This window comes from Streptomyces sp. XM4193 (genome assembly GCF_023072595.1).
Classification (GTDB): Bacteria; Actinomycetota; Actinomycetes; order Streptomycetales; family Streptomycetaceae; genus Streptomyces.
Window position 1 is genome coordinate 1,390,419 of record NZ_JALLGK010000001.1, and the last position, 25,476, is coordinate 1,415,894.

Here is a 25,476-nt window from a genome sequence, read left to right on the forward strand (position 1 = left end):
ATTCGGGCGGCGAGCGTGCGTCGGCGACCGTGCGCATTCCCCGAGTGAGGTCCTCCAGCGCCGAACGCGACGCGCTGCTGTCGCCGTTCGACGCGGTCCGGCCGCCCCGCGACCGTACGGGCGCAGGCGTGCGTACGCAGGAGAGCGAGCGCGCCGAGCAGGCCGACGCGACCGCCGGTGACCGCGACGCCTCCGCGGCGAGCACCGAGCCGCCCGCCACACCCGACCCCGCCGAGAAGCAGGACCGGGACCGCGCCGAGGACCGGGACCGCGCCGAGGACCGCGCCGAGCCCGTCGCCCCGCCCGTCCCCACCGCTCCCGCTCCCGCCGACGCCGACGCTGCTCCGGCGGACGACGCGTCCGTGCGCGCTGCCGAGGAGGAGGGCGGGACCGAGGGCGGTCCGCTGAGCATGACCAACACCGGCCCCGCGGATCTGCGCAAGCGGCCCGGCCGTCCCGAGTGGCCGGAGAGCTGGCCGGTGCCCGAGGACGACGAGCGCGGGCCCGTCCGTACCGGCGCGGCGCGTACGGCTGCGTCCGACGCCGACTCCCGGCCCGGAGCGGCGGCGGACCGCCCCGACCCGGCCTTCGCGAACTTCGGGCGCCCCGGCGCCTTCGACGACGCGGGCCCTGCGGGCGTACGGGACGGACGGCCGGCCGAATCCGAGGACGGCCGCCCCGCCGGTTCGCCCGCCGACGCCAGGCCGAGCCGCCCCGAGTGGTCCGCGCGGCTGTCCGGGGTGCCCGCGAGGCCGCCCGAGGGGTACGAGAGCACGACGGTTCTGCGTCGTTCCGGCGTCGGCGGTTCCGGTGGCGGTGCGGAGGCGGGGATGTACGCACCTGCCGCGGCTTCCCCTGTCGCCGGCAGCCCCGCGCCTCCCGGTCCGCCGGGGCCGCCGACGCCCGCGTCGGACGGGGGACGGCCGCCGTCCAAGGGGCGTCGTACGGCGATGATGCTGGCGGGTGCGGTGGGTGCGCTCGCGGTGATCGCCGGTGCGGTGTTCCTCCTGGACCTCGGCGGCGGTGACGACAAGGCGAAGCCCGATACGAGTGCCTCGCCGAGCGAGAAGCGGCCCGAGCTGCCCGAGGGCGTCAAATGCGTCGGCGAGGACTGCGCGGGCGAGGATCCGGAGCTGATGGGCTGCGGCGGCCAGTACGCGGAGACCACCTCCGAGGCGATGGTCGGCAACGCCTATGTCGAGGTCCGCTACAGCAAGGTCTGCAACGCGGCCTGGGCCCGCGTCGGCACCGCGACCCCGGGTACGACGGTGACGGTGGAGGCGGGCGGTTCGTCGCAGGACGACGAGGTGACCGACTCCAACAGCGCCTACACCAAGATGGTCGCGGCCAAGAGCGCGCAGGCGGTCGAGGCGTGCGTGGAGACCGCCGGCGGACTCACGGGCTGTACCACGCCGACCCCGTAGCGCGACGACGACGAGTGAATATGACAGCGGCCCGGTCCTTCGCCGGGCCGCTTCGCTGTGTCCCGGCGACCGCGCGGTGGCGCCGTGCGATCTCCCGACACCTGCCCCGACCTGCAAGTTCCCGTTGCCCGCCCGGAGTTGGGGGAGGCTCGGGACTCACTGTTCCGAGGGAGATCGCGGAGTTGGCAGGCATGGAACCCCAGGGGCTGGGCATGTGCATAACACCCCCCACGGGTGCGGCACCCACGCCATGGCAGCCGCCTGCTCCCCCCTCCTTGGCAGGCGGCTGCCGGGCGTAGGACCCGGTTCCCGTCCGGCGCCGACGGCGTGGAATCCACCGCAGGGCCCGGCGACAACCGCAGGTCGTGAGCGCACCGCCGCCCAGCGTTCGGGCGCGGTTCGCGGCACGGTAGCCTGACGGGCGGATCTCTTGATGTAGAGAGATTTCAAGGGATCATCGTGATCCAGCCGCCATCGTCAGGTTCAACGGAGACCGTCATGACTCGCACTCCCGTCAATGTCACCGTCACCGGCGCCGCAGGGCAGATCGGCTACGCGCTGCTGTTCCGCATCGCCTCTGGTCATCTGCTCGGCCCGGACGTCCCGGTCAAGCTGCGCCTGCTGGAGATCACCCCGGCCCTGGGCGCGGCCGAGGGCACCGCGATGGAGCTGGACGACTGCGCCTTCCCGCTGCTCCAGGGCATCGAGATCACCGACGACCCCAACGTCGCCTTCGACGGTTCCAACGTCGCGCTGCTCGTCGGCGCCCGTCCGCGCACCAAGGGGATGGAGCGCGGTGACCTCCTGGAGGCCAACGGCGGCATCTTCAAGCCCCAGGGCAAGGCCATCAACGACCACGCCGCCGACGACGTCAAGGTCCTGGTGGTGGGCAACCCGGCCAACACCAACGCCCTGATCGCCCAGGCCGCCGCGCCGGACGTACCGGCCGAGCGCTTCACCGCGATGACCCGCCTCGACCACAACCGCGCGCTCTCGCAGCTCTCCAAGAAGACCGGCACCCCGGTCTCGGAGATCCGCCGGCTCACGATCTGGGGCAACCACTCGGCGACCCAGTACCCGGACATCTTCCACGCGGAGGTCGCGGGCAAGAACGCGGCCGAGGTCGTGGGCGACCAGGCCTGGCTGGCCGACGACTTCATCCCCACCGTCGCCAAGCGCGGCGCGGCGATCATCGAGGCCCGCGGCGCCTCCTCCGCCGCCTCCGCCGCCAACGCGGCCATCGACCACATCCACACCTGGGTCAACGGCACCCCCGAGGGCGACTGGACCTCCATGGGCATCCCGTCCGACGGCTCGTACGGCGTGCCCGAGGGCATCATCTCCTCCTTCCCGGTGACCACTTCGGGCGGCAGCTACGAGATCGTCCAGGGCCTGGAGGTCAACGAGTTCTCCCGTGCGCGCATCGACGCCTCCGTCCAGGAGCTGGTCGAGGAGCGCGACGCGGTGCGCGGTCTCGGCCTGCTCTGATCGCGGCGCCCGGCCCGGTCCGTCCGGTCCGAAGCGGCATCACACGGCGGTGACCCGCCTTCCTCCGGCCCTGCCGGCGGGAGCGGGTCACCGCCGTTCGCCGTTCGCGGACGCCGCCCGCCCCGCCCTCGCGGTCGACCGGGGCCGGCGCCCGCGATCCGACGGCGAGCGTCAACAGGGCTGCCGCGTACGCGAGTTCTGACGCACACTGAAAGGTCTCCGGTACGCACGGTGAACCGGAGGCCAGACGTGAGCGCTGTCCTGCGGGGGACGGCCGGGGGAGCCGAGGAGCGACGAACGGGATGAGAGCCGACCGGCGAACACGAACAGGCGGCGCGGTGGTGGTCGTCGCGGCGCTGCTGGCGAGCGGGTGCACCGACGGGAAGAAGGAGAAGGACGGCGCCGACTACGACAAGGTGGTCATCGCCGTGGCCCCGTGGGCCGGAGCCCGGGCCAACGGCGCGGTGGCGGCGCATCTGCTCCGCGAGGAACTCGACGTCACCGTCGAGGTCGTGGAGATGGAGACCCGCGAGGCGTGGGACGCGATGGACGCCGGTACGGTGCACGCCTTCCTGGAGGACTGGCTCGGCAACCAGGCCAGGGAGGACGAGTACATCGGCAGGACCGGCACCGTCGTCGAGGGCGGCGATCTGGGCGTGACCGGCCGCATCGGCTGGTTCGTGCCGAAGTACTTCGCCGACAGCAACCCGGACGTCGTCGACTGGGAGAACCTCAACGACTACACCGAGGAGTTCGGGGCGCCCGGCACCGGCGACAAGGGCCGACTGATCGGCGCCGAGAAGAGCTGGACCTCCTACGACAAGCACCTGGTCAAGAACCTCGACCTGGAGTACGTGATCCAGCCGGCCGAGAGCGAGGAGGATCTCGTCGCCACGCTGGAGAAGCACTACGAGGCCGGAGAGCCGTTCCTGACCTACTGGCAGGAGCCGCACTGGAAGAACCTCGAACTGGACCTGGTCGAGGTCGAGTTGCCCGAGTACACCGAGGGCTGCAACGTCCCGGCGGAGTTCACCGACTGCGCGTACTTCAACACGCCCCTGCAGAAGTTCTTCAACGCGGACTTCGAGCAGTACGGCGGACCCGCGGCGGAACTGCTGCGCAACTTCCGCTGGTCCGACGACGACCAGAACCAGGTCGCCAGGATGATGGCCTCGGACGATCTCAAGGGCCCCGAGGCCGCAGCCCGTTGGGCGCGGGAGAACCGCGAGACCTGGCGCCCCTGGCTGCCCGGGTCCTGAGCCCGGCTCACGGGTCCACCCGCGGGCGCGCCCGTGAGCCGACGGCCCGGCGCGCACCGCACCGGCCCGCCGCGCCCAGCCCCGCACCGGCCCGCCGCGCACCGCGGCGCGGCGGGCGGGCCGAACTGCCCTGCCCGCGGCGCCGGTTCAGCCCAGCGCCGGGGTCTTGCGGGTGGTGACGGCGATCCGGTTCCAGCTGTTGATCGTGATGATCAGCGCGATCACCTGGGCCAGTTCGCCCTCCTCGAAGTGCTTCGCCGCCCGCTCGTACACCTCGTCCGGCACGAAGCCGTCGGTCAGCACCGTGATCGCCTCGGTCAGCGCCAGCGCCGCCTGCTCGCGTTCGGTGTAGAGCGTTCCGGCCTCCTCCCAGGCGCTCAGCAGGTAGACGCGCTCCTCGCGCTCGCCCTGCGAGCGGGCGTCCCGCACGTGCATGTCGAGGCAGTAGGCGCAGTGGTTGAGCTGGGAGGCGCGGATCTTGACGAGTTCCTTGAGCGCGGGGTCGAGCCCGGCTCCGGCGGCTGCGTCCAGCGCCACCATCGCCTTGTAGAACTTCGGTGCGTGGGCGAAGAAGTCCATTCTGGGGCCGTGCTGGTGTGTGGTCATGACGTCGACGCTAGTGCCCGCGGAGGCGGCCGGTATGGTCCACTTCCGTGCGGGAAAATCGGGCCAGTCACGCTGCCGGGCGGGCCACTTCGGGGCTCGGAGTGGACCTGCACCTCGATCTGGACGGCGCGGGCGGACTGCGGGCCGGCCTCACCCGTTCCCTGCGCGAGGCCGTGCGCGGCGGACGGCTGGCCCCCGGCACCCGGCTGCCCTCCTCCCGGCATCTGGCCGCCGATCTGGGAATCGCCCGCAACACCGTCGTGGAGGCGTACGGGGACCTCGTCGCCGAGGGGTGGCTGACCGCGCGGCAGGGCGCGGCCACCCGGGTCGCCGAGCAGCACGGGGCGGGCGCCGCGCCGGTGCCGCCGAAGCCGGTGGACCGCGGGCAGCCCGCACCCCCGCCGGTCGGGCGGCACGATCTGCGTCCCGGCCGCCCCGATGTGTCGTCCTTCCCCCGCGCGGCGTGGCTCGCCGCCGCCCGCCGGGCCGTCTCCGCCGCTCCGGCCGGCTCCCTGGCCTACGGCGATCCGCTCGGCAGACCGGAGCTGCGGCGTGCGCTGGCCGGCTACCTCTCCCGGGTGCGCGGTGTGCGCACCGAGGCCGAGTGCGTGGTGGTGTGTGCCGGGTTCTCCGAAGTGCTGGGCGTACTGGGCGAGTTGATCGCCGCACCGATCGCCGTGGAGGCGTACGGGCTGTGGCTGCACCGGGAGGCGCTGGAGCGCGGCGGTGTCCGCACCCTTCCGCTTCCGGTGGACCGACACGGCGCCTGCGTCGGGGAGTTGGCGCAGACCGGGGCGAGGGCGGTGCTGCTGACTCCGGCCCACCAGTTCCCCACCGGCGCCGCGCTGCACCCCGGCCGCCGGTCCGCGGCGGTGGGCTGGGCGCGTGCCGCCGGCGGACTCGTACTGGAGGACGACTACGACGGCGAGTTCCGCTACGACCGCCAACCGGTCGGCGCCGTACAGGGGTTGGACCCCGACCGGGTGGTCTACCTGGGTACGGCCAGCAAGGCGCTCGCGCCGGGGCTGCGGCTCTCCTGGATGGCCGTGCCGCGCCGACTGCTCGACGCGGTGCGCGCCGTCAAACGCGAGTCCCGCTCCTCGGTGCTCGACCAGCTCACCCTCGCCGACCTGCTGGAGACCGGCGGGTACGACCGCCATGTGCGCGCCGCCCGCCTGCGCTACCGGCGCCGGCGCGATCTGCTGGTCGATACCCTGGCCCGTCGGGCACCCGACTGCCGGGTCTCCGGGATCGCCGCCGGACTGCACGCAGTCGTCCAACTCCCGCCCGGCACCGAGCAGTCGGTCGTCGCGGCGGCACGCTGGCGCGAGGTGGAGCTGGAGGGACTCGGCCCCTACCGCCACCCGGACCTCCCGCCGGACGCCGGCGACCCCTCGCTGCCGCGCGACGCTCTGGTGGTCGGGTACGGAGCGCCCACCGACCGCGCGTTTCCAGGGGCACTGGACGCCCTGTGCGACGTACTGCCCTGCTAAAGTCTTCGGGCTCGCCAACCCCTCACTCCTGGGTGACTACACCTATGTCTGGTATACGCGATTCGCACAGGCCCTTTCGCGCACCTCGCGTGCGCACCGCGCTGGCAGCGGGCACGACCGCCCTGGTACTGGTGGCGCTCACCGCCTGCGGGGCGGGCACCTCCTCCGGCGGACCGAGCGAGGACGGGGAGAAGGTCACCCTCATCGCCTCGAAGTGGGTGGGTGGTCAGGCCAACGTCGCGGTGGCCGCCCACATCCTGAAGAAGGAGCTCGGCTACGACGTCGAGATCACCGAGCTGGCCGACCCGCAGGCGTGGAAGGCGCTGGACTCCGGCAAGGCGGACGCCATGCTGGAGGACTGGGACCACCCGGGTCGCCGCGACACCTACGTGCGCAAGCGCAAGTCCGTCGTCTCCGCGGGGGAGTTGGGCATCAAGGGCCGGATCGGCTGGTACGTGCCCCGCTATCTCGCCAACTCCGACCGCGATGTGACGAGTTGGCAGAAGCTCAACGAAAAGGCCGAGCTCTTCTCGGCCGACGGCGGCGGCAAGGACAGCGAAGGCGGCCCGGGCGACGGCGGCCCCCAGGACACCGCCACGGGCGAAGCCGAGAGCGGCGGTCCCGACAGCACCGGCACCGAAGGTCCGGGCGCCACCGGCGACGGCGAGAGCGGGAAGGGCCTGCTTCTCCAGGGCGACCCCTCCTACAAGTCGCACGACCAGGCGATCATCGACAACCTCGGACTTGACCTGGAACTCGAACATCTCGGCAGCGAGGACAAGCAGCTGGAGTTCATGCGCGAGGCCGCCAAGGACGAGAAACCTTTCCTCACCTACTGGTGGACCCCGCACTGGCTGGAGTCCGAGGTCGAGCTCGCCGAGGTCAAACTCCCCGAGCACTACGAAGGCTGCGACGCCGACCCGAAGAAGGTCGCCTGCGGCTACCCGGAGACGGACCTGGAGAAGTTCCACAACGCGGACTTCGACCGCAACGGCGGCAAGGCCGCGGCCTTCCTGCGCAACTTCACCTGGGGCCAGGAGGACCAGAACGAGGTGGCACGCCTGATCGCCGACGACGAGATGTCGCTGGAGGCCGCGGGCGCCAAATGGGCGGCGGAGAACGAGGCCATCTGGAGCCGCTGGCTCTGGGACCTGGAGGACTGACACCCGCGCACGCCGACGGGCTCGACGTCGGCCGGCTCGTACGCCTCCGTACGCCGACACCCGCGTACGCCGACGGGCTCCGCACCTCTTCGGATGCGGAGCCCGTCGCCGTGCGGCGCTACCGGGCGTGCAGCCCTACCGGGCACACGCCCCGCGGGGTGTACGGGGCCGGGGTCAGCCGGCCAGCACCTCGCGCAGCTGGTCGAGGCCCCAGTCGAGGTCCTCCTTGCTGATCACCAGCGGGGGCGCGATCCGGATCGTCGAGCCGTGGGTGTCCTTGACCAGGACGCCCCGGGCCATCAGCTTCTCCGAGATCTCCCGGCCGGTGCCGAACGACGGCGCGATGTCGACGCCGGCCCACAGGCCGCGCACCCGCACCGCCTCGACCTTGCCCGTGCCGGTGAGCAGTTGCAGCTCGCGGTGGAGGTGGTCGCCCAACTCCCTTGCCCGCTCCTGGTATTCGCCGGACCGCAGCATCGCCACGACCTCGAGCGCGACCGCGCAGGCGAGCGGGTTGCCGCCGAAGGTGGAACCGTGCTCGCCGGGCCGGTAGACGCTCATGATCTCGCGCGAGGAGACGACGGCGGAGACCGGCACGACACCGCCGCCGAGCGCCTTGCCCAGCAGATAGATGTCCGGCACCACGCCCTCGTGCTCGCAGGCGAAGGTGCGGCCCGTGCGCCCCAGCCCGGACTGGATCTCGTCGGCGATGAACAGTACGTTCCGCGCGCGCGTCAACTCCCGTACGCCCGGCAGGTATTCGGCCGGCGGGATGAGCACGCCCGCCTCGCCCTGGATGGGCTCCAGCATGACGGCGACCACGTCCTCGCCGTGCTCGTCGAGGGCTGCCTCCAGCGCGGCCAGATCGCCGTAGGGCACGATCTCGAAGCCGGGGGTGTACGGGCCGAAGTTCGCCCGGGCGTCCTCGTCGGTGGAGAAGCTGATCACGGTGGTGGTGCGGCCGTGGAAGTTTCCGGAGGCGACGATGATCTTCGCTCGGCCGTCCGGCACCCCCTTGACCTGGTAGCCCCACTTGCGGGCGGTCTTGACCGCTGTCTCCACGGCCTCGGCGCCGGTGTTCATCGGAAGCACCGATTCCATTCCGCACAGCTCCGCGAGCTGGGTGCAGAACTCCGCGAACCGGTCGTGGTGGAAGGCGCGCGAGGTGAGCGTCAGCCGGTCCAGCTGCTCCTTGGCGGTGGCGATCAGCCGGGGGTGGCCGTGGCCGAAGTTCAGCGCCGAGTAGCCGGCGAGTAGATCGAGATAGCGGCGGTCCTCGACGTCGGTCATCCAGGCGCCCTCGGCGGAGGCCACGACGACCGGCAACGGGTGGTAGTTGTGCGCGCTGTGCTGGTCGGCGGTGGCGATCAGCTGTTCGGTGGTGCCGCGCGGAGCGGTGGCTCCCTGGGCGGCGGAGCCCGACAGGGTGGCGTCGGTGCCGTTCGAACGCATGGTGTTGCTCCTACTCGTCAGGCGTGCAGGCGGTGTGCTCTTTCTACCGTGCGCGGACGTCCCAGCGGCACCCCGCGCGGGAGTTGTACCGACCACCGGAGGTCGCGGAAGCGGAGGGTCGCGCCGGATGTCGTATTCGCCCCGAACCCCGGCGCGACCCCCGAACGCCCGCGCCCCTCGAACCGCCGTCGCCCCGCCGCACCCGCCGTCGCCGCGGAACTGCGCCCCGTCGCCCAACCGCCGCCGCCCCACGGCCGGTTGACGCCGCGCGTCGCCCGTCGCCGGTACGGTCCCGGGCCGGGGCAACCGGCCGCGGGGCTCTGAGAGAATGTCCCCCATGGCTGACAATCGTCCTCGCGTGCTCTCCGGCATCCAGCCCACCGCTGGCTCGTTCCACCTCGGCAACTACCTGGGTGCGGTGCGTCAGTGGCAGCAGTTGCAGGAGACCCACGACGCCTTCTACATGGTGGTCGACCTGCACGCGATCACGATTCCCCAGGACCCGGCCACCCTCCGGCAGTCCAGCCGGCTGGCCGTGGCGCAGCTGCTGGCGGCGGGTCTGGACCCCGAGCGCTGCACGCTCTTCCTCCAGAGCCACGTGCCCGAGCACACCCAGCTGGCCTGGGTGATGAACTGCCTCACCGGCTTCGGCGAGGCTTCGCGGATGACGCAGTTCAAGGACAAGTCGGCCAAGCAGGGCGCCGAGGGCACCACCGTCGGGCTCTTCACCTACCCGATCCTCCAGGTCGCCGACATCCTGCTCTACCAGGCCGACCAGGTCCCGGTCGGTGAGGACCAGCGCCAGCACGTCGAGCTCACCCGTGATGTCGCGGCCCGCTTCAACCACCGGTTCGGGGAGAGCTTCACCCTGCCGGCGCCGTACATCCTGAAGGACACCGCCAAGATCTACGACCTCCAGGACCCCTCGTCGAAGATGAGCAAGTCGGCGTCCTCGGAGAAGGGCATCGTCTGGCTCCTCGACGAGCCGAAGAAGACGGCCAAGAAGATCAAGAGCGCGGTCACCGACACCGACTCGGAGATCCGCTACGACCCGGAGAAGAAGCCGGGCGTGAGCAACCTGCTCTCGCTGTGCGCCACTCTCACGGGTAGCACTGTCGCGGACCTGGAGAAGAGCTACGAGGGCAAGGGCTATGGTGCGCTCAAGACCGACCTGGCTGAGGTGGTGACCGAGTGGGTGGCACCGTTCCGCGCGAAGGCGTTGGAGTACCTGGACGATCCGGCCGCCCTGGACGCCGTTCTGGCCAAGGGCGCCGAGAAGGCGCGCGCGGTGGCGGGGGAGACCCTCGCCCGGGCGTACGACCGGGTCGGTTTTCTGCCGCCCGTCTCCTGACCCCGCCGCCCCGGCGCCGTCCACCGCGGTGGCGGCCCCGGGGCGGCACCGCGGTCGCGTGCCGGTCGTGTACCACGGCGGCGGGAATCGCGTGACCGTCGTGTGAATCACAACCGACCGGTGCCCTCCGGGGCGCTCGATCGCGGACACTGGCCAGCAGAGGACCGGCCCCGGCACAGGACCCGGAGCGAGAAGGGAGACACCGTGGGGACACACACGCTCGGCGTGTCCATCGCCGTTCCCGAGCCGTACGGCAGCCTGCTGCAGGAGCGGCGGGTCAGCTACGGCGACACCGCGGCGCACGGCATCCCCACCCACGTCACCCTGCTGCCCCCCACGGAGGTGGACGACGAGGGGCGTTCCCGGATCGAGGCGCATCTCTCGGCGATCGCCGAGGCGGGGCGTTCCTTCCCGATGCGGCTGGCCGGCACGGACACCTTCCGCCCCATGTCGCCCGTCGTCTTCGTCCAGGTGGTCGAGGGCGGCTCGGCGTGCGCCTGGCTCCAGGAGCAGGTGCGCAGCCCCGGCGGGCCGCTCGACCGCGAGCTGAGCTTTCCGTACCACCCGCACGTGACCGTCGCGCACGGCATCGCCGAGGAGGCGATGGACAAGGCGTACGAGGAGCTGGCCGATTTCGAGGCGTCCTGGACGGCGACCGGCTTCGCCCTCTACGAGCAGGGCGCCGACGGAGTCTGGCGGCTCCAGCGGGAGTTCCGGTTCCACGACGCGGCCGACGCGCCCGCGAGCCGTGGAGCGGTGCACACCGGACCCACCCCGGACGAGCCCGACGCCGGCGCGGGCCTGACCACCGTCGAGCGGGCCAACCGAGCCAGCGGGGCGGACCGCCGCAAGCGCCGTCCCCGGCCGACCGCCGGGGCGGGTCGCACCGAGCCCTCCGAGGAGGGCCACCGCGGCGCGCTGCCGGGAGCCCGCAGTCCGGGCGGCGGAGGCACCGAGGGCCTGCCCGGCGGCGTCCCCGCGCAGAGCGGGCCGGTCGAGCCCGAGAGCGGGCCCCGTCCGCCCGCGGGTGCGTCGGCGCAGGTTGCTGACCCCCGGGAGCCGGCGAATCGGGTAGACACTCAGCCATGGATTGGCTGACACGACTTCCCCTGGTCGGACCCCACCTCGCTCGACTGATGCGCACCCACCCCTGGCGCGCGTACGAGCGGCTGGAAGCCACGCACTGGACCCGGCTCGCCGCCGCGATGACCTTCACCAGCTTCCTCGCGCTCTTCCCGATGATCGCCCTGGCGGCAGCGGTGGGTGCCGCGACGCTGAGCGAGGACCGGATGGGACGCCTGGAGCAGTGGATGGGCGACCAGGTGCCCGGCATCTCGGACCGGATCGACATCCAGAGCTTCGTGGACAACGCGGGCGCCGTCGGCTCGGTCGCGGCGCTGCTGCTGCTCTTCACCGGGCTGGGCTGGGTGCGGGCGCTGCGGGAGTGCCTGCGCGAGGTCTGGCAGCTGCCCGAGGAGGAGGTCGGGTTCCTCGCGGGCAAGGTGAAGGACCTGCTCGTCCTGGTCGGCCTCGGTCTCGTCGGCGTGCTGTCCGTCGCCGGTTCGGCGTTCGCGGTCAGCGCCGTGGACTGGGCCGTGGACCTGCTGGGCGTGGAGTCCGCGGTGGTGACCTGGCTGCTGCGGATCACCCCGGTGCTCGCCGCCGTACTGGTCGACGTGCTGCTGCTGCGGTACGTCCTGACCGAGGTACCGGGTGTACGGCCCGAGCGCGGCTCGGTCTGGCGGGCGGCGCTGCTGGGCGCGGTCGGCTTCGAGCTGCTGAAGCTGCTGCTCGGCGGCTACCTCAGCGGGGTCGCGGCCAAGAGCATGTACGGGGCGTTCGGCATCCCGATCGCCCTGCTGATCTGGATCAGCCTGATGGCGAAGCTGACGCTCTTCTGCACGGCCTGGACGGCGACGGCCGGACCGCAGCTGGCCAGAGAGCGGGCGGAGGCCGAGGCGGAGGAAGCCGCCGAGACGGCGGAGGCGGCACGGGCCATCGAGGCGGTCGAAGCAGCCGGTCGCGACGCGGGCGCGGAGCCGCCGTCGGGAGCGCGCCCCGGCGCGCGCCCGGAACCGGGCGGGACGGAACCGGGCGAGGGCTCGGACGTGCCGGAGGCCGGGAAGGGCACCGCCTCCCCGGCCTCGTACGCCTCGCCGACCTCTCCCGCTGCTCCGGCCTCTCCCGCCTCTTCGGACCCGGACCCGGACCCGGGCCCGGCTGCGGGAGCCTCCTCGGCCGGTCCGGACCCGCTCAGTCCCGCAGGCTCGTCGCCTGACCGGTCGAGGAGGAGCGGTCGGCCTGGAGCGGCCAGCGACGGTGAACGACGTAGCCCGTGAGGCCCAGCACCACCAGTGAGGCGCCGGTGACGCCGATCGCGACCCCCACACCACCGGAGGCGCGGTCGGCGTCCGTGGCGACCTGCTCGCCGTTCAGGGGTTCCTTGCCGTCGCCGGGCTCTCCGTCCTGCTTCTCCCGCTCGGCGCGCGGCGGCACCAACTCGCCGACGGCGTCCACCTTCTCGGCGGCCTCGAAGCCCCAGTCGAAGAGCGCCGCGGTCTCGCGGTAGACCTCGTTGCGGTCGGCGCCCTTCTTCTCCTTGTCCGGGTTCATGACCGTCACCAGCAGCTTGCGGTCGCCGCGTTGGGCGATGCCGGTGAAGGTGTAGCCGGCGTTGGTGGTGTAGCCGTTCTTGATGCCGGCCAGTCCCTCGTACGGGTCGAGGCCGTAGTCGCCGCGCATCAGCCGGTTGGTGGTCTCGACGACGAAGTGCTCGCGCTTGCCCTTCTTGCCGTACTCGCCGGGGAACTTGGCGCGGACGGTGGCGGCGTAGTCCCGGAAGTCCGGGTTCTGCATGGCGGCGCGGGCGATGAGGGTGAGGTCGTAGGCGGAGGAGGTCTGGCCCTTGGCGTCGTAGCCGTCGGGGCTGACGACGTGGGTGTCCTCCGCGCCGAGTTCGTGGGCGCGCTCGTTCATCTCGCGGACGGTCTTGGCCATCCCGCCGTTCATGGCGACCAGGGCGTGGACCGCGTCGTTGCCCGAGGCGAGGAAGACGCCGTTCCAGAAGTCGTCGACCTCGTAGGGGTGGTCCTCCTTGACGCCGACTGCGCTGCTGCCCGCGCCCATGCCGGCCAGGTCCTCCTGGCGCACGGTGTACTTCGTCTTCTTGTCGAACTTCGGGAGCAGGGTGTCGGCGAAGAGCATCTTCAGCGTGGAGGCGGGGGCCAGTCGCCAGTGCGCGTTGTGCGCGGCGAGGATCTCGCCCGACTCCGCGTCGGCCACCACCCAGGCACGTGCGCTGAGCTTCTTCTTCGGCAGCGAAGGAGCACCCTTTCGAGGGGCGATCTGGGTGCCCGGTTGACCGAGTCTCTCGCCGCCGACGATGGACATCTCGGCTGGCGGCTTCGCGTCGTCGGCCTGCGCGGGCACCGCGCCGACCAGCAGCAGGGGTAGCGCTGCGGCGGCGACGGCGGCTGGTCGGGAGGGGCGGGTGACCACCCGATAGACAGTATGAAGAATCTGGCGCACGGTGAGAAAGTACCGCGTGCAAGGGCAGTTGGGGACCGTGGGAGTGCCCGCAGGGTGAACGACTGGCACCACCGGGCGACGTCTTAGCCCAGCCGACGGATCGGCGGGCCGCGCGCCGTCGCCCCGGCAGCCCCGTCCGGACACTACAGCCGCTCCAGCTTCCAAAGGCGCCAGATGCCGCTGTTGTCGGAGAGGTGCTGGCTGCCCCCGATCCCGGGCCGGGTGAGCACGTAGTCCTTGGCCTGCCACAGCGGCAGCATCGGCACCTGCTGGGCGATCCGCTCGTGGATCTTCCGGTAGTCCGCCACGGTCTGGTCGCGCTCGGGCTTGCGCTGGACCTCCGCCACCAGGCCGTCGATCTCCTCGCTGCTGAAGCCGTTCTGCGTCGCGTTGCCCGAGGTGACCAGCGAGCCGGTGTAGGTGTCCGGGTCGGGGTAGTCGGCGACCCAGCCGAGGTTGTAGGCGTCGTAGGTGCCCTTGGCCATGCCCTTGAGGAAGTCGTCCCACTCGTAGCCGCGGACGTCGACCTCGAACAGCTTGGTGGCCTCCAACTGCCGCTTGATCTCGGTTGCTTCCCGCGTCGCTGTCGGTCCCTTGCTGTACGCGAGGTCGAACTCGACCGGGGTGGTGACGTCGGCCTCCTCCAGCAGCTTTCTCGCGGCAGCGGTGTCGGGCTCGGGGTAGCGGTCGAAGAACGGGGTCCCGTGGCCGGTCATGCCCTGCGGGATGAGCGAGTACAGCGGTTCCACCGTGCCCACGTGCACCTTCCGGGCCAGCCGCTGCCGGTCCAGCGCCGTGGCGATCGCCTGGCGCACCGGCCGCTCGGCCGTGGCCGAGTCCTCGCGGGTGTTGAACACCGTCATCTGGATGTCGGTGCCGGAGTGCTCGGTGAGGGTGATGTCCGGGTCGGACGGGCTGAGCTCGGCCAGCTCGGCCGGCGGCAGACCTCCGTCGTTGACGTCGATCTCGCGCTGCTCCCACGCCTTCTTGAGCGCGCCGGCCTCGGTGAACCAGCGCAGCTCCACCGGTCCGGGCGCCTTGTCCTGGGCTCCCCGGTAGCTGTCGTTCGGGACGAGTTCGGCGTGCTTCTTCGCCCGGTAGTCGGCCAGTTCGAAGGGGCCGGAACCGATCGCCCGGTCTCCTCTGAGCAGGCCGTCCTCGGGGTAGCTGCCGCTGGGCACGATGGAACCGGCGGCGCCCGCCAGCTTGAACGGGAACGTCGCGTCCCCGGTCTTCAGCCGGAACTCGATGTCCTGGCCCCGCGTCCTGATGGTGTCGAGGGTGTCGAAGAGCTGCGCGGGGCCCTGCTCGTGCTTGATCCTGGTGATGCGCTCGATGGAGTGGCGCACGTCGTGGGTGGTGAGCCGGTCGCCGTTGCTGAACCTCAGGTCCTTGCGGAGCGTGCAGCGGTAGACCGTCGACTCCCGGCCGACGAACCCGCAGCGCTCGGCGGCGTCCGGCACCGGCTGCGCGGAGCCCGGGGAGAAGGTCAGCAGGCCCTGGTAGATGTTGCTGTACAGCGCCCAGGAGCCGTCGTCGTAGGCGGCTGCCGGGTCGAGCGAGGTCGGGTACGCGCCCGAGCCCACCACGATCGGGTCGGACTCCTCGCTCTTCGCGAGCAGTTGACGGCCGGTGAAACCGGCTGCGGCGAGCACGACCATGCACAGCACTGTGATCCAGAGGGCGCGGCGGCCCCGTTTCCCCCGCACCGGCGTTCTCCTTCTGCCAAGTTGCCCGACATCGGTTCCTTGCATCGGGCAAGTGAACGCCGGTCAGCCAAGCACACACGTTCGGATGTCGGAACACGGGGGCGGGGGAATTCACCAGCTTGTGACTGATGTGCGCGATGCGTCACATCGCCGCCACCATGTGCGGGCCGCCGTGCGGACCGGAGTCACAGGCGCCTGGCGGTCCGGAACGCCTGTGCGTAGTAGCCCTCGCCGTCGAGCCGGGAGGCGCCGCCGGTGTCGCCGACGGTCGGGCCGTCGGCCTCGGACCGGCTGGAGATGAAGACCTGGTGGCCGTCGGTGTCCCGGCCCAGATAGAGCCCCGCGTGGTCCAGGCGCCCGCCGTTGCGCTTCAGTTCGAAGAAGACCAGGTCACCGGGGTGGAGAGTGTCGAGCGAAGCCGGTCGACCGGTGCCTTCTGCGCTGCCGCCGGACCGCGGAACCACCTCGGTGCCGAGCCCGGAGCGCGCCATCGCGTCGGCGGTGCGCGGCAGTCCGCCGCCCGCCTCGTCGTTCGGCGCCAGCGGGTATCCGCCGCGGTGGCCGAGGACGGCGCGCAGATAGCCGCTGCAGTCCAGCGAGCGGTGGCGCCGCGGGTCGGGCCGGACGGTGGTGCCGTCCGGGAAGGTGTGCGGGACGCCGAGGTAGTCGGGGAAGTCGGACTGCTTCAGCCGGTCCGAGGCGTCCCGCGAGCCCTTCGGCAGCGGTCCGAACGAGGCGTCGCCGGCGTACGGGACCCCGTTGCGGTCCTTGCGGACCGGGGCGCCCGCGGTGTACTGGAAGGCGGTCGCGAAGAGGTCGTCCTCCGTGCTGCCGAGCTGCCGACGCAGCCAGTCGGTGAACCACCGCTGCCGCTCGGCGCCACGCTCCCAGGCCCGCGGCAGCAGCCGTACCCAGTCGGTGGTGACGATCCGGGCGCCGGTGTGCTCCGGCTCGGTGAAGGTGCGGCTCGGTCCGGTGAGCGTGGCCGTGCGGGCGCCGTCGGTGAAGGTCGCCAGCAACTCCCCGTCGGCGCCGCGCAGTACGGAACGGTCGGGGTTGCGCAGCCGCTGCCAGCTGCGGTCGAGCGGTTCGCGGTCGGCCGCGCCGTTCGCGGCGAGCGGCGCGGCGAGGGCGTTCTCGGTGAGCGTGGGGGCGGTGGGCGCGTTCCCCGCCTCCGTCCTGCGGAGTTCGAGGGTGAAGCAGGCGGCCGCCGCGAGGAGCGCCAGCGCGGTGACGCTGTGCAGTACGGGGCGCGGCTTGACGGTCATCCTGGTGGTCATGCGGGTTCGCTCCGGTCTGTTCCGAGGGCGTGGGGTCCGTGGATCGAGACGGCGTGGTCGTGCGGTGCGGTCGTGCGGGCGGGTACGGGCGTGCGCGAGCGCGTCTGCGCGGGCGTGCGGGCGGGCGCCCGCACGCCGTGCGTCAGGCGGTCGGCATCACACCGAGCAGGATTCCGGCGGTGAGGACCACATAGGTCATCAGCGTCACCGAGCCGGTGGCGATGACGGTGGGGAGCTTGGGCTGTCGCACCAGCTGGTAGGCGATCAGTCCCGGGACGATGAAGCCCAGGGTCTGGTTGGAGAACATCAGCGGGAACTCGTGCCGCAGCACCAGGGTCAGGGTCGCCTGGAGGATGACGCCGATCAGCACGACTCCGGCGAAGAGCCGTTTGCCTTAGAGGATCACCCAGCGCTGGACGAGCACCGTGCACAGATAGGTGAGCGCGGTGACACCGACGACCATCGCCGCGTGCTGGAGGTCCTCGGCGAGCGTGAGGGCCAGCCAGCCCGGCGTGATCATGCCGCCGGGGGAGAGGTTGGTGGTCAGATAGCAGACCAGGGAGAACATCAGGCCCAGAGCGATGCCGACGGCGGCTATCTCCGGGGTGAGCACTGCGGGGATCAACGGGGTTCTCCTGGACCGGTGGGGGGATGGTCGTACGGACGCGGCCCGGGCCCGGAGGGCGTGCTCCGGGCCGGGGTGTCGGGGGTGCTTTCGTCGGAGGGGAGGTCGTGGAGGTGCTCCAGCAGCGCCTCGCCCTGTCCGTGGATGTTGCCGATCGAGGCCAACGAGGCGCCGTCGGGGAGCTGTTCGAGCAGCGCGGGCACGAACTCCGCGGCCTCCCGCCGGTCTCCGCCCAGATCGACGACGAGGTGCCGCCAGTCGGCGGGCACGGCGTCCAGGGCGGACCTGGTCGGGTGGCCGATGAGGAAGACGGAGTCGGGAGCGAGCTCGGGAACCAGCTCCCCCATCTGCCCGTTGCGCTCGACCCGGTCCGGACGGCAGTTGACGACCACGCTCAACGGCCGCTGGATCGCGCCGAGTTCGAGCAGCTGGTTGATGTTCATCAGAGTGGACTCGGGGTCGTTGGCCGCGAAGACGTTCGCGAAGCGCAGCCGTTTGCCCTCGGGGGTGCGGTAGCGCTCGACGGAGAGCACGCCGGGGTCCGGGGGCGCGTCGTACATGCCCCGCAGCGCGGTGGCGCGGTCGACCCCCAGCAGTTCGGCGACCTTGAGCGCGATGGCGACGTTCTCCTTGAAGGTGAACCAGCTGAAGCCGCGCAGCTCCTCGTCGCTCACCGACTCCGGGTCGGCGTACAGGAGTTGGCAGCGTCGTGCGTCCGCCTCCTGCTGGAGGATCGCGAAGCGGTCCTTCTCCGCGGTGACGCAGATGCCGTCCTCGGGCATCGAACGGCACAGCGAGCGCGCCACGTCGTCCAGGGTGGGTCCCATCTCCTCCAGATGGTCCTCGCGCACATTGCACAGCACACCGATGGTGGAGCGGATCAGCTTGCTCTGGTTGATCTCCTGGAGCGCGGGCATCACCGCCATGCACTCGATGACCAGGGCGTCCGGATCGCAGGAGGCGGCCCGGCGGACGATCCCGATCTGCTCGACGACGTTGGCGATGCCGAACTTGCGGTGGACGGGCTCCTCGGTGGCGTCGGGATGGATGAAACGCGCCGCGGTGCCGGTGGTCTTGGCGACGGTGACGAGCTCCCCGCCGCGCAGCGCGCCCGCGCACAGCCGGGTGATGGAGCTCTTGCCGCGGATTCCGTTGACCAGCACCCGCACGGGGATGTGTTCGAGGTTGGCGAAGTGGCGGCGCTGCTCGATGACTCCGGCGACCAGCAGGACGGCGCAGCACACCACGAGCACCGTGTAGAGGAAGAGCACGGGCGATCAGTTCCTTCCGGCCGGGACGGCAGCCGCGCCGCCCCGCTTGTGCTGTTCCTGGAGCCGCTGTCGGACGATCTCCAGACTTCGGGTGATCGCGCCGACCTCGTCGTGGTGGCGGGGGAAGAGCACGGTGCGACGGTCGCCGTCGGCCAACGCCTCCGCACGGCCCACCAGTTCGCGCAGCGGGCGGACGACGACGATGTGCAGCCAGCCCAGGCACGCCACCGTGGCGGTGAGGCCGAGCAGGCCGACCAGCACCGTACGGTTCTCCAACTGGTAGGCGGGCAGCGCCAGTCCGTCCGGGGCCTGCCAACTCACCGTGGACCAGCCGAGGTTGTCGGCGGGGCCGCCGCCGAGCACCGGAGCGGCTGCGGCGATCCTGCGATCGCCGCCCGGCCCCCGGGCGTCGGCGGCGGGCCGCGCCGCCGGGTCGGCCGCCGTGCTGCGGTTCTCGCCCGCGGGTGAGTCCGCGGACGGCTCGTGGGCGGTGGAACGCCCGTTCTCCGCACCGGACTTCGGAGTTCTCGACTCGGCCATCAGGGCGCTGAGCCGGCTGTCGTCCAACTGCTCGAAGGCCACGAAGCCGGAACTGCCGCCGATGACCCGTTCCCGCTCGTCGACCAGCCTCACTTGGCCGAGGCCGGGTTGGGTCAGCAGCGCGTTCAGATGGGCGATCCGGAACTCCCCGACCACCGTCAGGCCGCGCGCGCCGGACACCGGGGCGTAGCCGGCGACCACCGGCACCCTGCCGCCCTCGCCGAGCACGGCCAGGCCGGACGGCGCGGGTCGACGTCCCTCCGGATGGGTGGGCGAACTGCCGGTGTGCGCCACGGTGTTGCCGCGGGCGTCGAGCACGTAGAGCGACTCGTAACGCTGGTGCTCGTGCATGGTGCGCTCCAGCAGCGGCACCAACCGGCTCTGCGGCGCACGGCCGTCGACCAGCCGGGCGACCGAGGCCAGATCGGAGTGGCCCTCGTTGAGCGCACGGCGCACCCGGTCGCTCACGGTGCCGGTGCGATCGCGCTGGTCGCTGACGAGCTGCGGCGGTACGCCGTCGGTGTCGGCCCGGTTGACGAGAGCCGCCAGCGGTGCGCACCAGACGAGCATCAGCACACCGCACAGCACCAGCAGCGCGCGGGCGCCGGGGCGGCGGCGCGGCGTACGGGTCCGGGTCGCGTCGCGACGGCCGTCCCGGTCGCCTCGGCCGTTCTCGTCGCCGTCGCCGTCCTGGTCGCCGTCCCGGTCGCGATCACCGAGGAGTTGGCGGCGCAGACTCTCCAGCGCCCGCCCCACCCGGGCCGCCTCGCCGAAGCGCGGAACGGCTACCGGGCGGCCGAGCTCGCCGCGGGCGAGCCTGCGGCTCTCCAGGAACAGGCCCAGCAGCGGACGCTGCACCAGAGCCACCAGCAGCCAGATGGTCAGTGCGCCGACACCGAGCAGCGCCCCGGCGGCGAACAGCCCGTACAGCGGGTCGATCCCGGCGGAGGCCGTCTCGCCGACGGCGGTCATCGCGAGGACGGTCAGGCCGAGTTCACCGGCCGGCGACTTCGGGCCGTCCGGCGGGGCGGTGAGCCGGGCGTAGCCGGCGACCGCGCGATCGCCCCGTTCGCCGCCGGTCCGCTCGCCCAGCAGATGGCCGCTGGGGCCGGGGAAGCCGACCCCCGCCCCGGACTCGCCCGACGCGGGGCCCGCGGTGCGTTCCACCGCCTGCCGGGAGAAGGAGGCCAGTTGGTCCGCGGAGGGCGACGGGTCCTTCCCGCTCGCCCGGACCGGGTCCGCGGCGTGTGCCGCGGTGACGGCGTCGGAGCCGTCCTCCGGGTCCTGACGCGGGTCCTGCGGGGAGTGCGGGGCCTGCGGGTCCTTCGGGGCCGGGGCGAACGCGCGGGCGTTCTGGCGGTGTTCGGAGCGGGCGTCCCGGTCGCGGGCGGCACCCACCGTCTCGCCCCGTTCGTCGACGACGGTGAGCACCCGGGCGCTCCGCTCGCCCCCGGTGCCGCCGCCCGCGTAACTGTCGGGCAGCCGGAGGCTGTTGGTGGTGACGGCGAGCCTCGGCTCCTGGCCGGGCCCGGCCAGGAGGCCGAAGGAGAGCAACCGGTGTTCGCCGCCCGCCAGTTCGACGAGCTTCGGCTGCCACTCGTCCCGCTCGGCGAGTTCACGGGCGTCGAAGGAGTTCAGCGGTACGGCCTCGCCCCGTGCGGCCAGCAGACGGCCGGAGCCCAGGTCGACGACGGCACTGCCGCGGCGCCGCTGGTTGGTCTCGCCGACGGCGTCGAGCACTTCGTCCGCCGAGACCTGCCGCCCGGAGCTCAAGTGTCCGGTGACGCGCCGCAGATCGGTGACGGTCTCGTCGAGCGAGGAGCGCAGCGAGACGGCCGCGTCCTCGGCGATGTGCTGCTGCGAGGTGAGGACGGCTTCGGGCAGCGCCTTGTCCTCGACCGAGCCGAGGCTGAGCGCGGTGGTGCCGGCCAGGGCCAGGAGCAGGGCCGAGAGCGCCGCTATGGGAGGGCGTATGCCGCCCAGCAGGGACATGTCGGCCCGTCGGCGGATGCGGTGCCGCCGCTTGGGCCGAGGGACGGGCGGGGAGGGTCGGGTGGAGTCGGGATCCGCGCGTCGGGCGGGGTGTTCGGGCGATTCACGGGCGTGGGGGCGGGCGTGGGGGTGGGGGTCCCCGTGCCTGGGTGCGGTGTGTGCAGACATGCCTGTCGGAGGGTGTGAGCCGGTGGTCCGGTACCGGTGGGGCGGACGGAACTGGGGGAACTGACCGAACGACGGTGCGGATTTCGCCGCCGTGTTCGCTGACAGGATCTTCGACAGTTGTGACTGCCGCACGACGTCCCCATGAACCGAACATGTGGTTCACAACCACAGCACATTTGCGAACGCTTCCACCTTGGATGCAGCCCGGAGGGGAAGTACCGTCTGAGCGATATGTACGGACAACTCATGCGCGTACGGGTCGTGATCGCGGCTGCGGTGGCACTCGCGGCGGCGCTGACGGTGATGATCCTCACAACCGGAGAGTCCCGCGATGCGGACAGTGCGCGAAACGGCAGTGCCGCCACCACGGTCGATCTGCCGGAGCGGGTGCGGGAGTTCGCCGCCGGCATCGCCGAACGCCGAGTCCACCGCGACCCGACCCGCGCCGAACGGGGCGCGTTGGCGGACGGGGTCGGGCTGCTGCTGGCCGGCGAGCGCGAGCGCGCCGAGCAGCGGCTGCGGGAGGTCGACTACGCCGTCTCCGAGCTCAAGGACCGGGAGAGCGGCCGGAGTTGCCTGGAGGTCGCCGACGCGCGGGAGGAGGCGGACGGCAGCGGCACCCGCGGCTGGGGGAGGGTCTATCTGGACCTCGACCGGGCTCCGGCCTGGACGGTGCAGGTGCCGCACCCGGTGGCCGATCTGGACACCGAACTGCTCGGTGCGCAGGTGCTGCGCGGCACGCCCGGCGGGGTCCTGATCCTCGCCGGAGCGCACCGGGACGCGGGTGGGCCGGACGCGGCGGACGTCGCGCACCGCACCGACACCGTCTTCCACCGGATCGTGCGGGAGACGGTCCGGCGCGGGCTGCCCGGTGTCCAGTTGCACGGGTTCGCCGACGACAGCGTTCCCGAGTTCGACGCGCTCGTCTCGTCCGGGAGCGGCGATCACGGCGAGAAGGCCGCGAAGTCGCTGGTCGCGGACCTGTCGCGGCAGGGGTTCGCGGTCTGTCGCGCCTGGTCGCAGAAGTGTCGCCTGGAGGGCCGCACCAACGAGCAGGGCATCGTGGCGGAGCGGTACGAAGTCCCCTTCGTCCACGTCGAGTTCAACCGGGACAGCCGCCGCGACCCGGCTCTGCGGTCACGGATCGTGTCCGCTCTCGGGGGCGTCGTCCAGCAGTGGCGGTAGGCGCCGCGCCCGGCGGCGAACGCGGCCGTGAGCACCGGCCGTGAGCACCGAGCCGAGCAGGTGGCCGAGTGCAGAGCCGACCACCGAGCCGACCACCGGGCCGACCACCGGGCCGACCACCGGGCTGAGCACCGGGCCGACCGCAGGGCCGACCGCAGAGCGGAACGGAGCCGAGTGCGGAGCCGGGCACAGGGCTGAGCGCAGACCGGCACTTCTGCGAGCGGTGCCGGTGATGGCAGACGTTCCGTCAGTTTCTTCTGGCAAATGGGGAAACATTCGCCCGCGCCGTGCGTTTCCGGCGCACATCCGGCCACCTCGGGAACAACCGGAACTTACTCCTCCACCAGTGGCAGCAGCTCGGGCAACTGCCCGTCCCGCGCCCGGGCCGCGGCCACCCGCTCCTCGGGCACCCGGCCGTACAGCGTGGTGCGGGGAACCGCAGGGCGGCCCGCCAGCTCCGCGATCTCCTCCAGCCCGCGCACCGAGCGGTACGAGCCGTAGGAGGAGCCCGCCATCCGGGAGATGGTCTCCTCCATCAGCGTGCCGCCCAGGTCGTTCGCCCCCGCGCGCAGCATCCGCGCCGCGCCCTCGGCGCCGAGCTTGACCCAGCTCGTCTGGATGTTGGGCACGTGCGGGTGGAGCAGCAGCCGGGCCATCGCGGTCACTGCCAGGTTGTCCCGCATCGTCGGTCCCGGACGGGCGATCCCGGCCAGATAGACCGGCGCGTTGGTGTGGATGAACGGCAGCGTGACGAACTCGGTGAATCCGCCGGTCTCCTGCTGCACCCGCGCCAGCGTCCTCAAGTGGCCCAGCCAGTGGCGGGGTTGGTCGACGTGGCCGTACATCATCGTGGAGGAGGAGCGCAGACCGAGCCGGTGCGCGGCGCTGACCACCTCGATCCAGGTGGCGGCCGGCAGCTTGCCCTTGGTGAGCACCCAGCGCACCTCGTCGTCCAGGATCTCCGCCGCCGTGCCCGGGACGGAGTCCAGGCCCGCCTCCTGCGCCGCCGCGAGCCAGTCCTCGATCGACATCCCGGTGCGGGTCGCGCCGTTGACGATCTCCATCGGCGAGAAGGCGTGCACATGGATGTCCGGCACCCGCTGCTTGACCGCCCGGACGATGTCGAAGTACGCCGTGCCCGGCAGGTCCGGGTGGATGCCGCCCTGCATGCAGACTTCGACGGCGCCCACCTCCCACGCCTGCGCGGCCCGGTCGGCGACCTGGTCCAGCGAGAGCGTGTAGGCGTCCGCGTCGGTGCGGCGCTGGGCGAAGGCGCAGAAGCGGCAGCCGGTGTAGCAGACGTTGGTGAAGTTGATGTTCCGGGTGACGACGTAGGTCACGTCCTCGCCCACGGTGTCCGCGCGCAGCTCGTCCGCGATCCGGCAGAGCGCCTCCAGCGCCGGACCCTCCGCGTGCAGCAGCGCCAACGCCTGGGCGTCGCTGAGGCGTTCGGGGTCGTCGGCGGCGCGACCGAGCGCCTCCCGCACGTCCGAGTCGACCCGCTCGGGCACCATTCCGGGCGCGGCCTGCTCGCGCAGCGCCTCCCAGTCGCCGTAGACCTCGTCGAAGTCCTCCCGGCGGTCGCCGGTACGGCCCTCGGTGTCGATGGTGCGGTGCAGCTCGGTGCGCCCGTCACCGGTGAACACCTCGTCCGGCTCCTGCCACGGCAGCCCGCTCGGACTCACCCCCTCCCGGGCCAGCCCGGTCTGCGGATCGGCCAACGCCCGTACGTGCGGCGTGAGTCGGGGGTCCAGCCAGGGCTCACCGCGACGCAGGAACTCGGGGTAGACCGTCAGCCGCTCGCGCAGCTCGAAACCCGACTCGGCGGTGCGCTCGGCCAGGTCCTCGATCACCGGCCACGGGCGCTCGGGGTTCACATGGTCGGGAGTGAGCGGTGAGACGCCGCCCCAGTCGTCGATACCGGCGTCGATCATCATCGCGTACTCGCGGCCCACCAGGTTGGGCGGCGCCTGCACCCGCATCGACGGGCCGAGGATCAGCCGGACGACCGCGATCGTGGCGGCCAGCTCCGTCAGCTCCGCGTCCGCGGTGCCCCGCATCGCGGTGTCCGGCTTGGCCCGGAAGTTCTGGACGATGATCTCCTGCAGACCCTGGTACGAGCGCTGGATGCGCCGCATCGCGAAGATCGACTCGGCCCGCTCCTCGTGGGTCTCGCCGATTCCGATCAGAATGCCGGTGGTGAAGGGGACGTTGGACCGGCCGGCGTCCTCGATCGCCCGCAGCCGCACCGCCGGCTCCTTGTCCGGCGAGCCGTGGTGCGGGCCGCCCGGCTCGGACCACAGCCGGGTCGCGGTGGTCTCCAGCATCATGCCCATCGACCCCGAAACCGGCTTCAGCCGCTGGAAGTCCGACCAGCTCAGCACACCGGGGTTGAGATGGGGGAGCAGGCCCGTCTCCTCCAGCACCATGATCGAGACGGCCCGCACATAGGCGAGGGTGTCGTCGTAGCCGCGCGACTCCAGCCACTCCCGCGCCTGCGGCCAGCGGTCCTCGGGTCGGTCCCCGAGCGTGAACAGCGCTTCCTTGCAACCGAGTTCGGCGCCCTGACGGGCGATGGCCAGTACGCGGTCGGGGGAGAGGAACATGTCCTCGCCCTCCTTGCGCAGCTTGCCCGGCACGGTGGCGAAGGTGCAGTAGTGGCAGCGGTCCCGGCACAACCGCGTCAGCGGCACGAAGACCTTGCGCGAGTACGTGAGCACACCGGGACGGCCGACGGCCGCCAGCCCCGCGTCCCGCACCCGGGCGGCGATGGCGCTCAGCGCGGTCAGATCCTCTCCCCTCGCCCGGAGCAGCACCGCGGCCTCGGTGGTGTCCAGAGCCACGCCGTCCCTGGCCCTGCGCAGCGCGCGGCGCATCGCGTTGGCGGTTGGTACCTGCGCGTGTGAGGTCATGGTTCGAGCGTACGTGGCACGCCGCCCACC

General features: G+C 72.1%; 15 protein-coding genes and 3 pseudogenes. 9 read left to right on the forward strand and 9 right to left on the reverse strand.

Going from position 1 to position 25,476, the window contains the following annotated elements; genetic code table 11:
* The first annotated feature begins 44 nt into the window (after window positions 1–44).
* The 3 genes from MTQ01_RS25245 (at window position 45) to MTQ01_RS05870 (ending at window position 4,171) form a co-directional block, all read left to right on the forward strand.
* Entirely contained in the window at window positions 45–1,424 is a 1,380-nt protein-coding gene (locus MTQ01_RS25245; protein ID WP_374207639.1) for a DUF2690 domain-containing protein, read from the forward strand.
* A gap of 498 nt (window positions 1,425–1,922) precedes the next feature.
* On the forward strand, window positions 1,923–2,912 hold the full coding sequence (locus MTQ01_RS05865) for a malate dehydrogenase (RefSeq protein WP_247487174.1): 990 nt from the start codon (window positions 1,923–1,925) through the stop codon (window positions 2,910–2,912).
* A 302-nt stretch (window positions 2,913–3,214) separates the two neighbouring features.
* Window positions 3,215–4,171, forward strand: coding sequence for a glycine betaine ABC transporter substrate-binding protein (locus MTQ01_RS05870; protein ID WP_247487175.1), 957 nt, complete (start codon window positions 3,215–3,217; stop codon window positions 4,169–4,171).
* Between the two features lie 147 nt (window positions 4,172–4,318).
* Here MTQ01_RS05870 and MTQ01_RS05875 read toward each other — a convergent pair whose 3' ends face one another.
* Window positions 4,319–4,777 (reverse strand): carboxymuconolactone decarboxylase family protein, encoded by a 459-nt coding sequence (locus MTQ01_RS05875; protein ID WP_247487176.1) that lies wholly within the window; start codon window positions 4,775–4,777, stop codon window positions 4,319–4,321.
* Window positions 4,778–4,878: 101 nt separating this feature from the next.
* On the opposite strand from MTQ01_RS05875, the gene MTQ01_RS05880 reads away from it, so the two are divergent.
* Window positions 4,879–6,270 carry a PLP-dependent aminotransferase family protein gene (locus MTQ01_RS05880; RefSeq protein WP_247487177.1) on the forward strand — a complete coding sequence of 464 codons (1,392 nt, stop codon included), beginning with the start codon at window positions 4,879–4,881 and terminating at the stop codon, window positions 6,268–6,270.
* A gap of 89 nt (window positions 6,271–6,359) precedes the next feature.
* Window positions 6,360–7,433: a glycine betaine ABC transporter substrate-binding protein gene (locus MTQ01_RS05885; RefSeq protein ID WP_247487178.1), complete on the forward strand. Its 1,074-nt coding sequence runs from the start codon at window positions 6,360–6,362 to the stop codon at window positions 7,431–7,433.
* Between the two features lie 174 nt (window positions 7,434–7,607).
* On the opposite strand, the gene rocD is transcribed toward MTQ01_RS05885, so the two are convergent.
* Window positions 7,608–8,885, reverse strand: coding sequence for an ornithine--oxo-acid transaminase (gene rocD / locus MTQ01_RS05890; protein ID WP_247487179.1), 1,278 nt, complete (start codon window positions 8,883–8,885; stop codon window positions 7,608–7,610).
* A 337-nt stretch (window positions 8,886–9,222) separates the two neighbouring features.
* On the opposite strand from rocD, the gene trpS reads away from it, so the two are divergent.
* The 3 genes and pseudogenes from trpS to MTQ01_RS05905 all read left to right on the forward strand — a co-directional run bounded on the left by trpS (window position 9,223) and on the right by MTQ01_RS05905 (window position 12,575).
* Entirely contained in the window at window positions 9,223–10,236 is a 1,014-nt protein-coding gene (gene trpS, locus MTQ01_RS05895; RefSeq protein ID WP_247487180.1) for a tryptophan--tRNA ligase, read from the forward strand.
* Between the two features lie 204 nt (window positions 10,237–10,440).
* Window positions 10,441–11,013 (forward strand): annotated as a pseudogene (locus MTQ01_RS05900) (2'-5' RNA ligase family protein); the annotation flags it as partial.
* A 308-nt stretch (window positions 11,014–11,321) separates the two neighbouring features.
* Window positions 11,322–12,575, forward strand: coding sequence for a YihY/virulence factor BrkB family protein (locus tag MTQ01_RS05905; RefSeq protein WP_247487181.1), 1,254 nt, complete (start codon window positions 11,322–11,324; stop codon window positions 12,573–12,575).
* Here the strand turns inward: MTQ01_RS05905 and MTQ01_RS05910 are convergent.
* The 6 genes and pseudogenes from MTQ01_RS05910 to MTQ01_RS05935 form a co-directional block, all read right to left on the reverse strand.
* Window positions 12,490–13,764 (reverse strand): D-alanyl-D-alanine carboxypeptidase family protein, encoded by a 1,275-nt coding sequence (locus tag MTQ01_RS05910; protein WP_374207611.1) that lies wholly within the window; start codon window positions 13,762–13,764, stop codon window positions 12,490–12,492. The genes MTQ01_RS05905 and MTQ01_RS05910 overlap by 86 nt on opposite strands.
* Window positions 13,765–13,907: 143 nt before the next feature.
* Window positions 13,908–15,425, reverse strand: a complete 1,518-nt coding sequence (locus tag MTQ01_RS05915) for an ABC transporter substrate-binding protein (protein WP_247487182.1) — start codon at window positions 15,423–15,425, stop codon at window positions 13,908–13,910.
* A gap of 233 nt (window positions 15,426–15,658) precedes the next feature.
* Complete coding sequence (locus MTQ01_RS05920) at window positions 15,659–16,753, reverse strand: C40 family peptidase (protein ID WP_247487183.1); 1,095 nt, start codon at window positions 16,751–16,753, stop codon at window positions 15,659–15,661.
* Between the two features lie 142 nt (window positions 16,754–16,895).
* Window positions 16,896–17,378: pseudogene (locus tag MTQ01_RS05925) on the reverse strand (poly-gamma-glutamate biosynthesis protein PgsC/CapC).
* Between the two features lie 35 nt (window positions 17,379–17,413).
* A pseudogene (pgsB, locus tag MTQ01_RS05930) lies at window positions 17,414–18,649 on the reverse strand (poly-gamma-glutamate synthase PgsB); the annotation flags it as partial.
* Window positions 18,650–18,655: 6 nt separating this feature from the next.
* The gene (locus MTQ01_RS05935; RefSeq protein ID WP_247487184.1) at window positions 18,656–21,181 is read right to left on the reverse strand and encodes a HAMP domain-containing protein; all 2,526 of its coding nucleotides are present in this window, start codon (window positions 21,179–21,181) and stop codon (window positions 18,656–18,658) included.
* A 399-nt stretch (window positions 21,182–21,580) separates the two neighbouring features.
* Here MTQ01_RS05935 and MTQ01_RS05940 point away from each other — a divergent pair, with 399 nt between their 5' ends.
* Window positions 21,581–22,534 carry a hypothetical protein gene (locus tag MTQ01_RS05940; RefSeq protein ID WP_247487185.1) on the forward strand — a complete coding sequence of 318 codons (954 nt, stop codon included), beginning with the start codon at window positions 21,581–21,583 and terminating at the stop codon, window positions 22,532–22,534.
* A gap of 332 nt (window positions 22,535–22,866) precedes the next feature.
* Here the strand turns inward: MTQ01_RS05940 and MTQ01_RS05945 are convergent, their stop codons facing one another.
* Window positions 22,867–25,446: a bifunctional FO biosynthesis protein CofGH gene (locus tag MTQ01_RS05945; protein WP_247487186.1), complete on the reverse strand. Its 2,580-nt coding sequence runs from the start codon at window positions 25,444–25,446 to the stop codon at window positions 22,867–22,869.
* Window positions 25,447–25,476 lie beyond the last annotated feature (30 nt).

Bases quoted from the DNA above. Each gene is read 5' to 3' on its own strand.
- MTQ01_RS05865 (WP_247487174.1), top strand. From the start codon at position 1,923: ATGACTCGCACTCCCGTCAATGTCACCGTCACCGGCGCCGCAGGGCAG.
- MTQ01_RS05870 (WP_247487175.1), top strand. From the start codon at position 3,215: ATGAGAGCCGACCGGCGAACACGAACAGGCGGCGCGGTGGTGGTCGTC.
- MTQ01_RS05875 (WP_247487176.1), bottom strand. From the start codon at position 4,777: ATGACCACACACCAGCACGGCCCCAGAATGGACTTCTTCGCCCACGCA.
- rocD (WP_247487179.1), bottom strand. From the start codon at position 8,885: ATGCGTTCGAACGGCACCGACGCCACCCTGTCGGGCTCCGCCGCCCAG.
- trpS (WP_247487180.1), top strand. From the start codon at position 9,223: ATGGCTGACAATCGTCCTCGCGTGCTCTCCGGCATCCAGCCCACCGCT.
- MTQ01_RS05905 (WP_247487181.1), top strand. From the start codon at position 11,322: ATGGATTGGCTGACACGACTTCCCCTGGTCGGACCCCACCTCGCTCGA.
- MTQ01_RS05915 (WP_247487182.1), bottom strand. From the start codon at position 15,425: ATGGTCGTGCTCGCCGCAGCCGGTTTCACCGGCCGTCAACTGCTCGCG.
- MTQ01_RS05920 (WP_247487183.1), bottom strand. From the start codon at position 16,753: ATGACCACCAGGATGACCGTCAAGCCGCGCCCCGTACTGCACAGCGTC.
- MTQ01_RS05935 (WP_247487184.1), bottom strand. From the start codon at position 21,181: ATGTCCCTGCTGGGCGGCATACGCCCTCCCATAGCGGCGCTCTCGGCC.
- MTQ01_RS05940 (WP_247487185.1), top strand. From the start codon at position 21,581: ATGTACGGACAACTCATGCGCGTACGGGTCGTGATCGCGGCTGCGGTG.
- MTQ01_RS05945 (WP_247487186.1), bottom strand. From the start codon at position 25,446: ATGACCTCACACGCGCAGGTACCAACCGCCAACGCGATGCGCCGCGCG.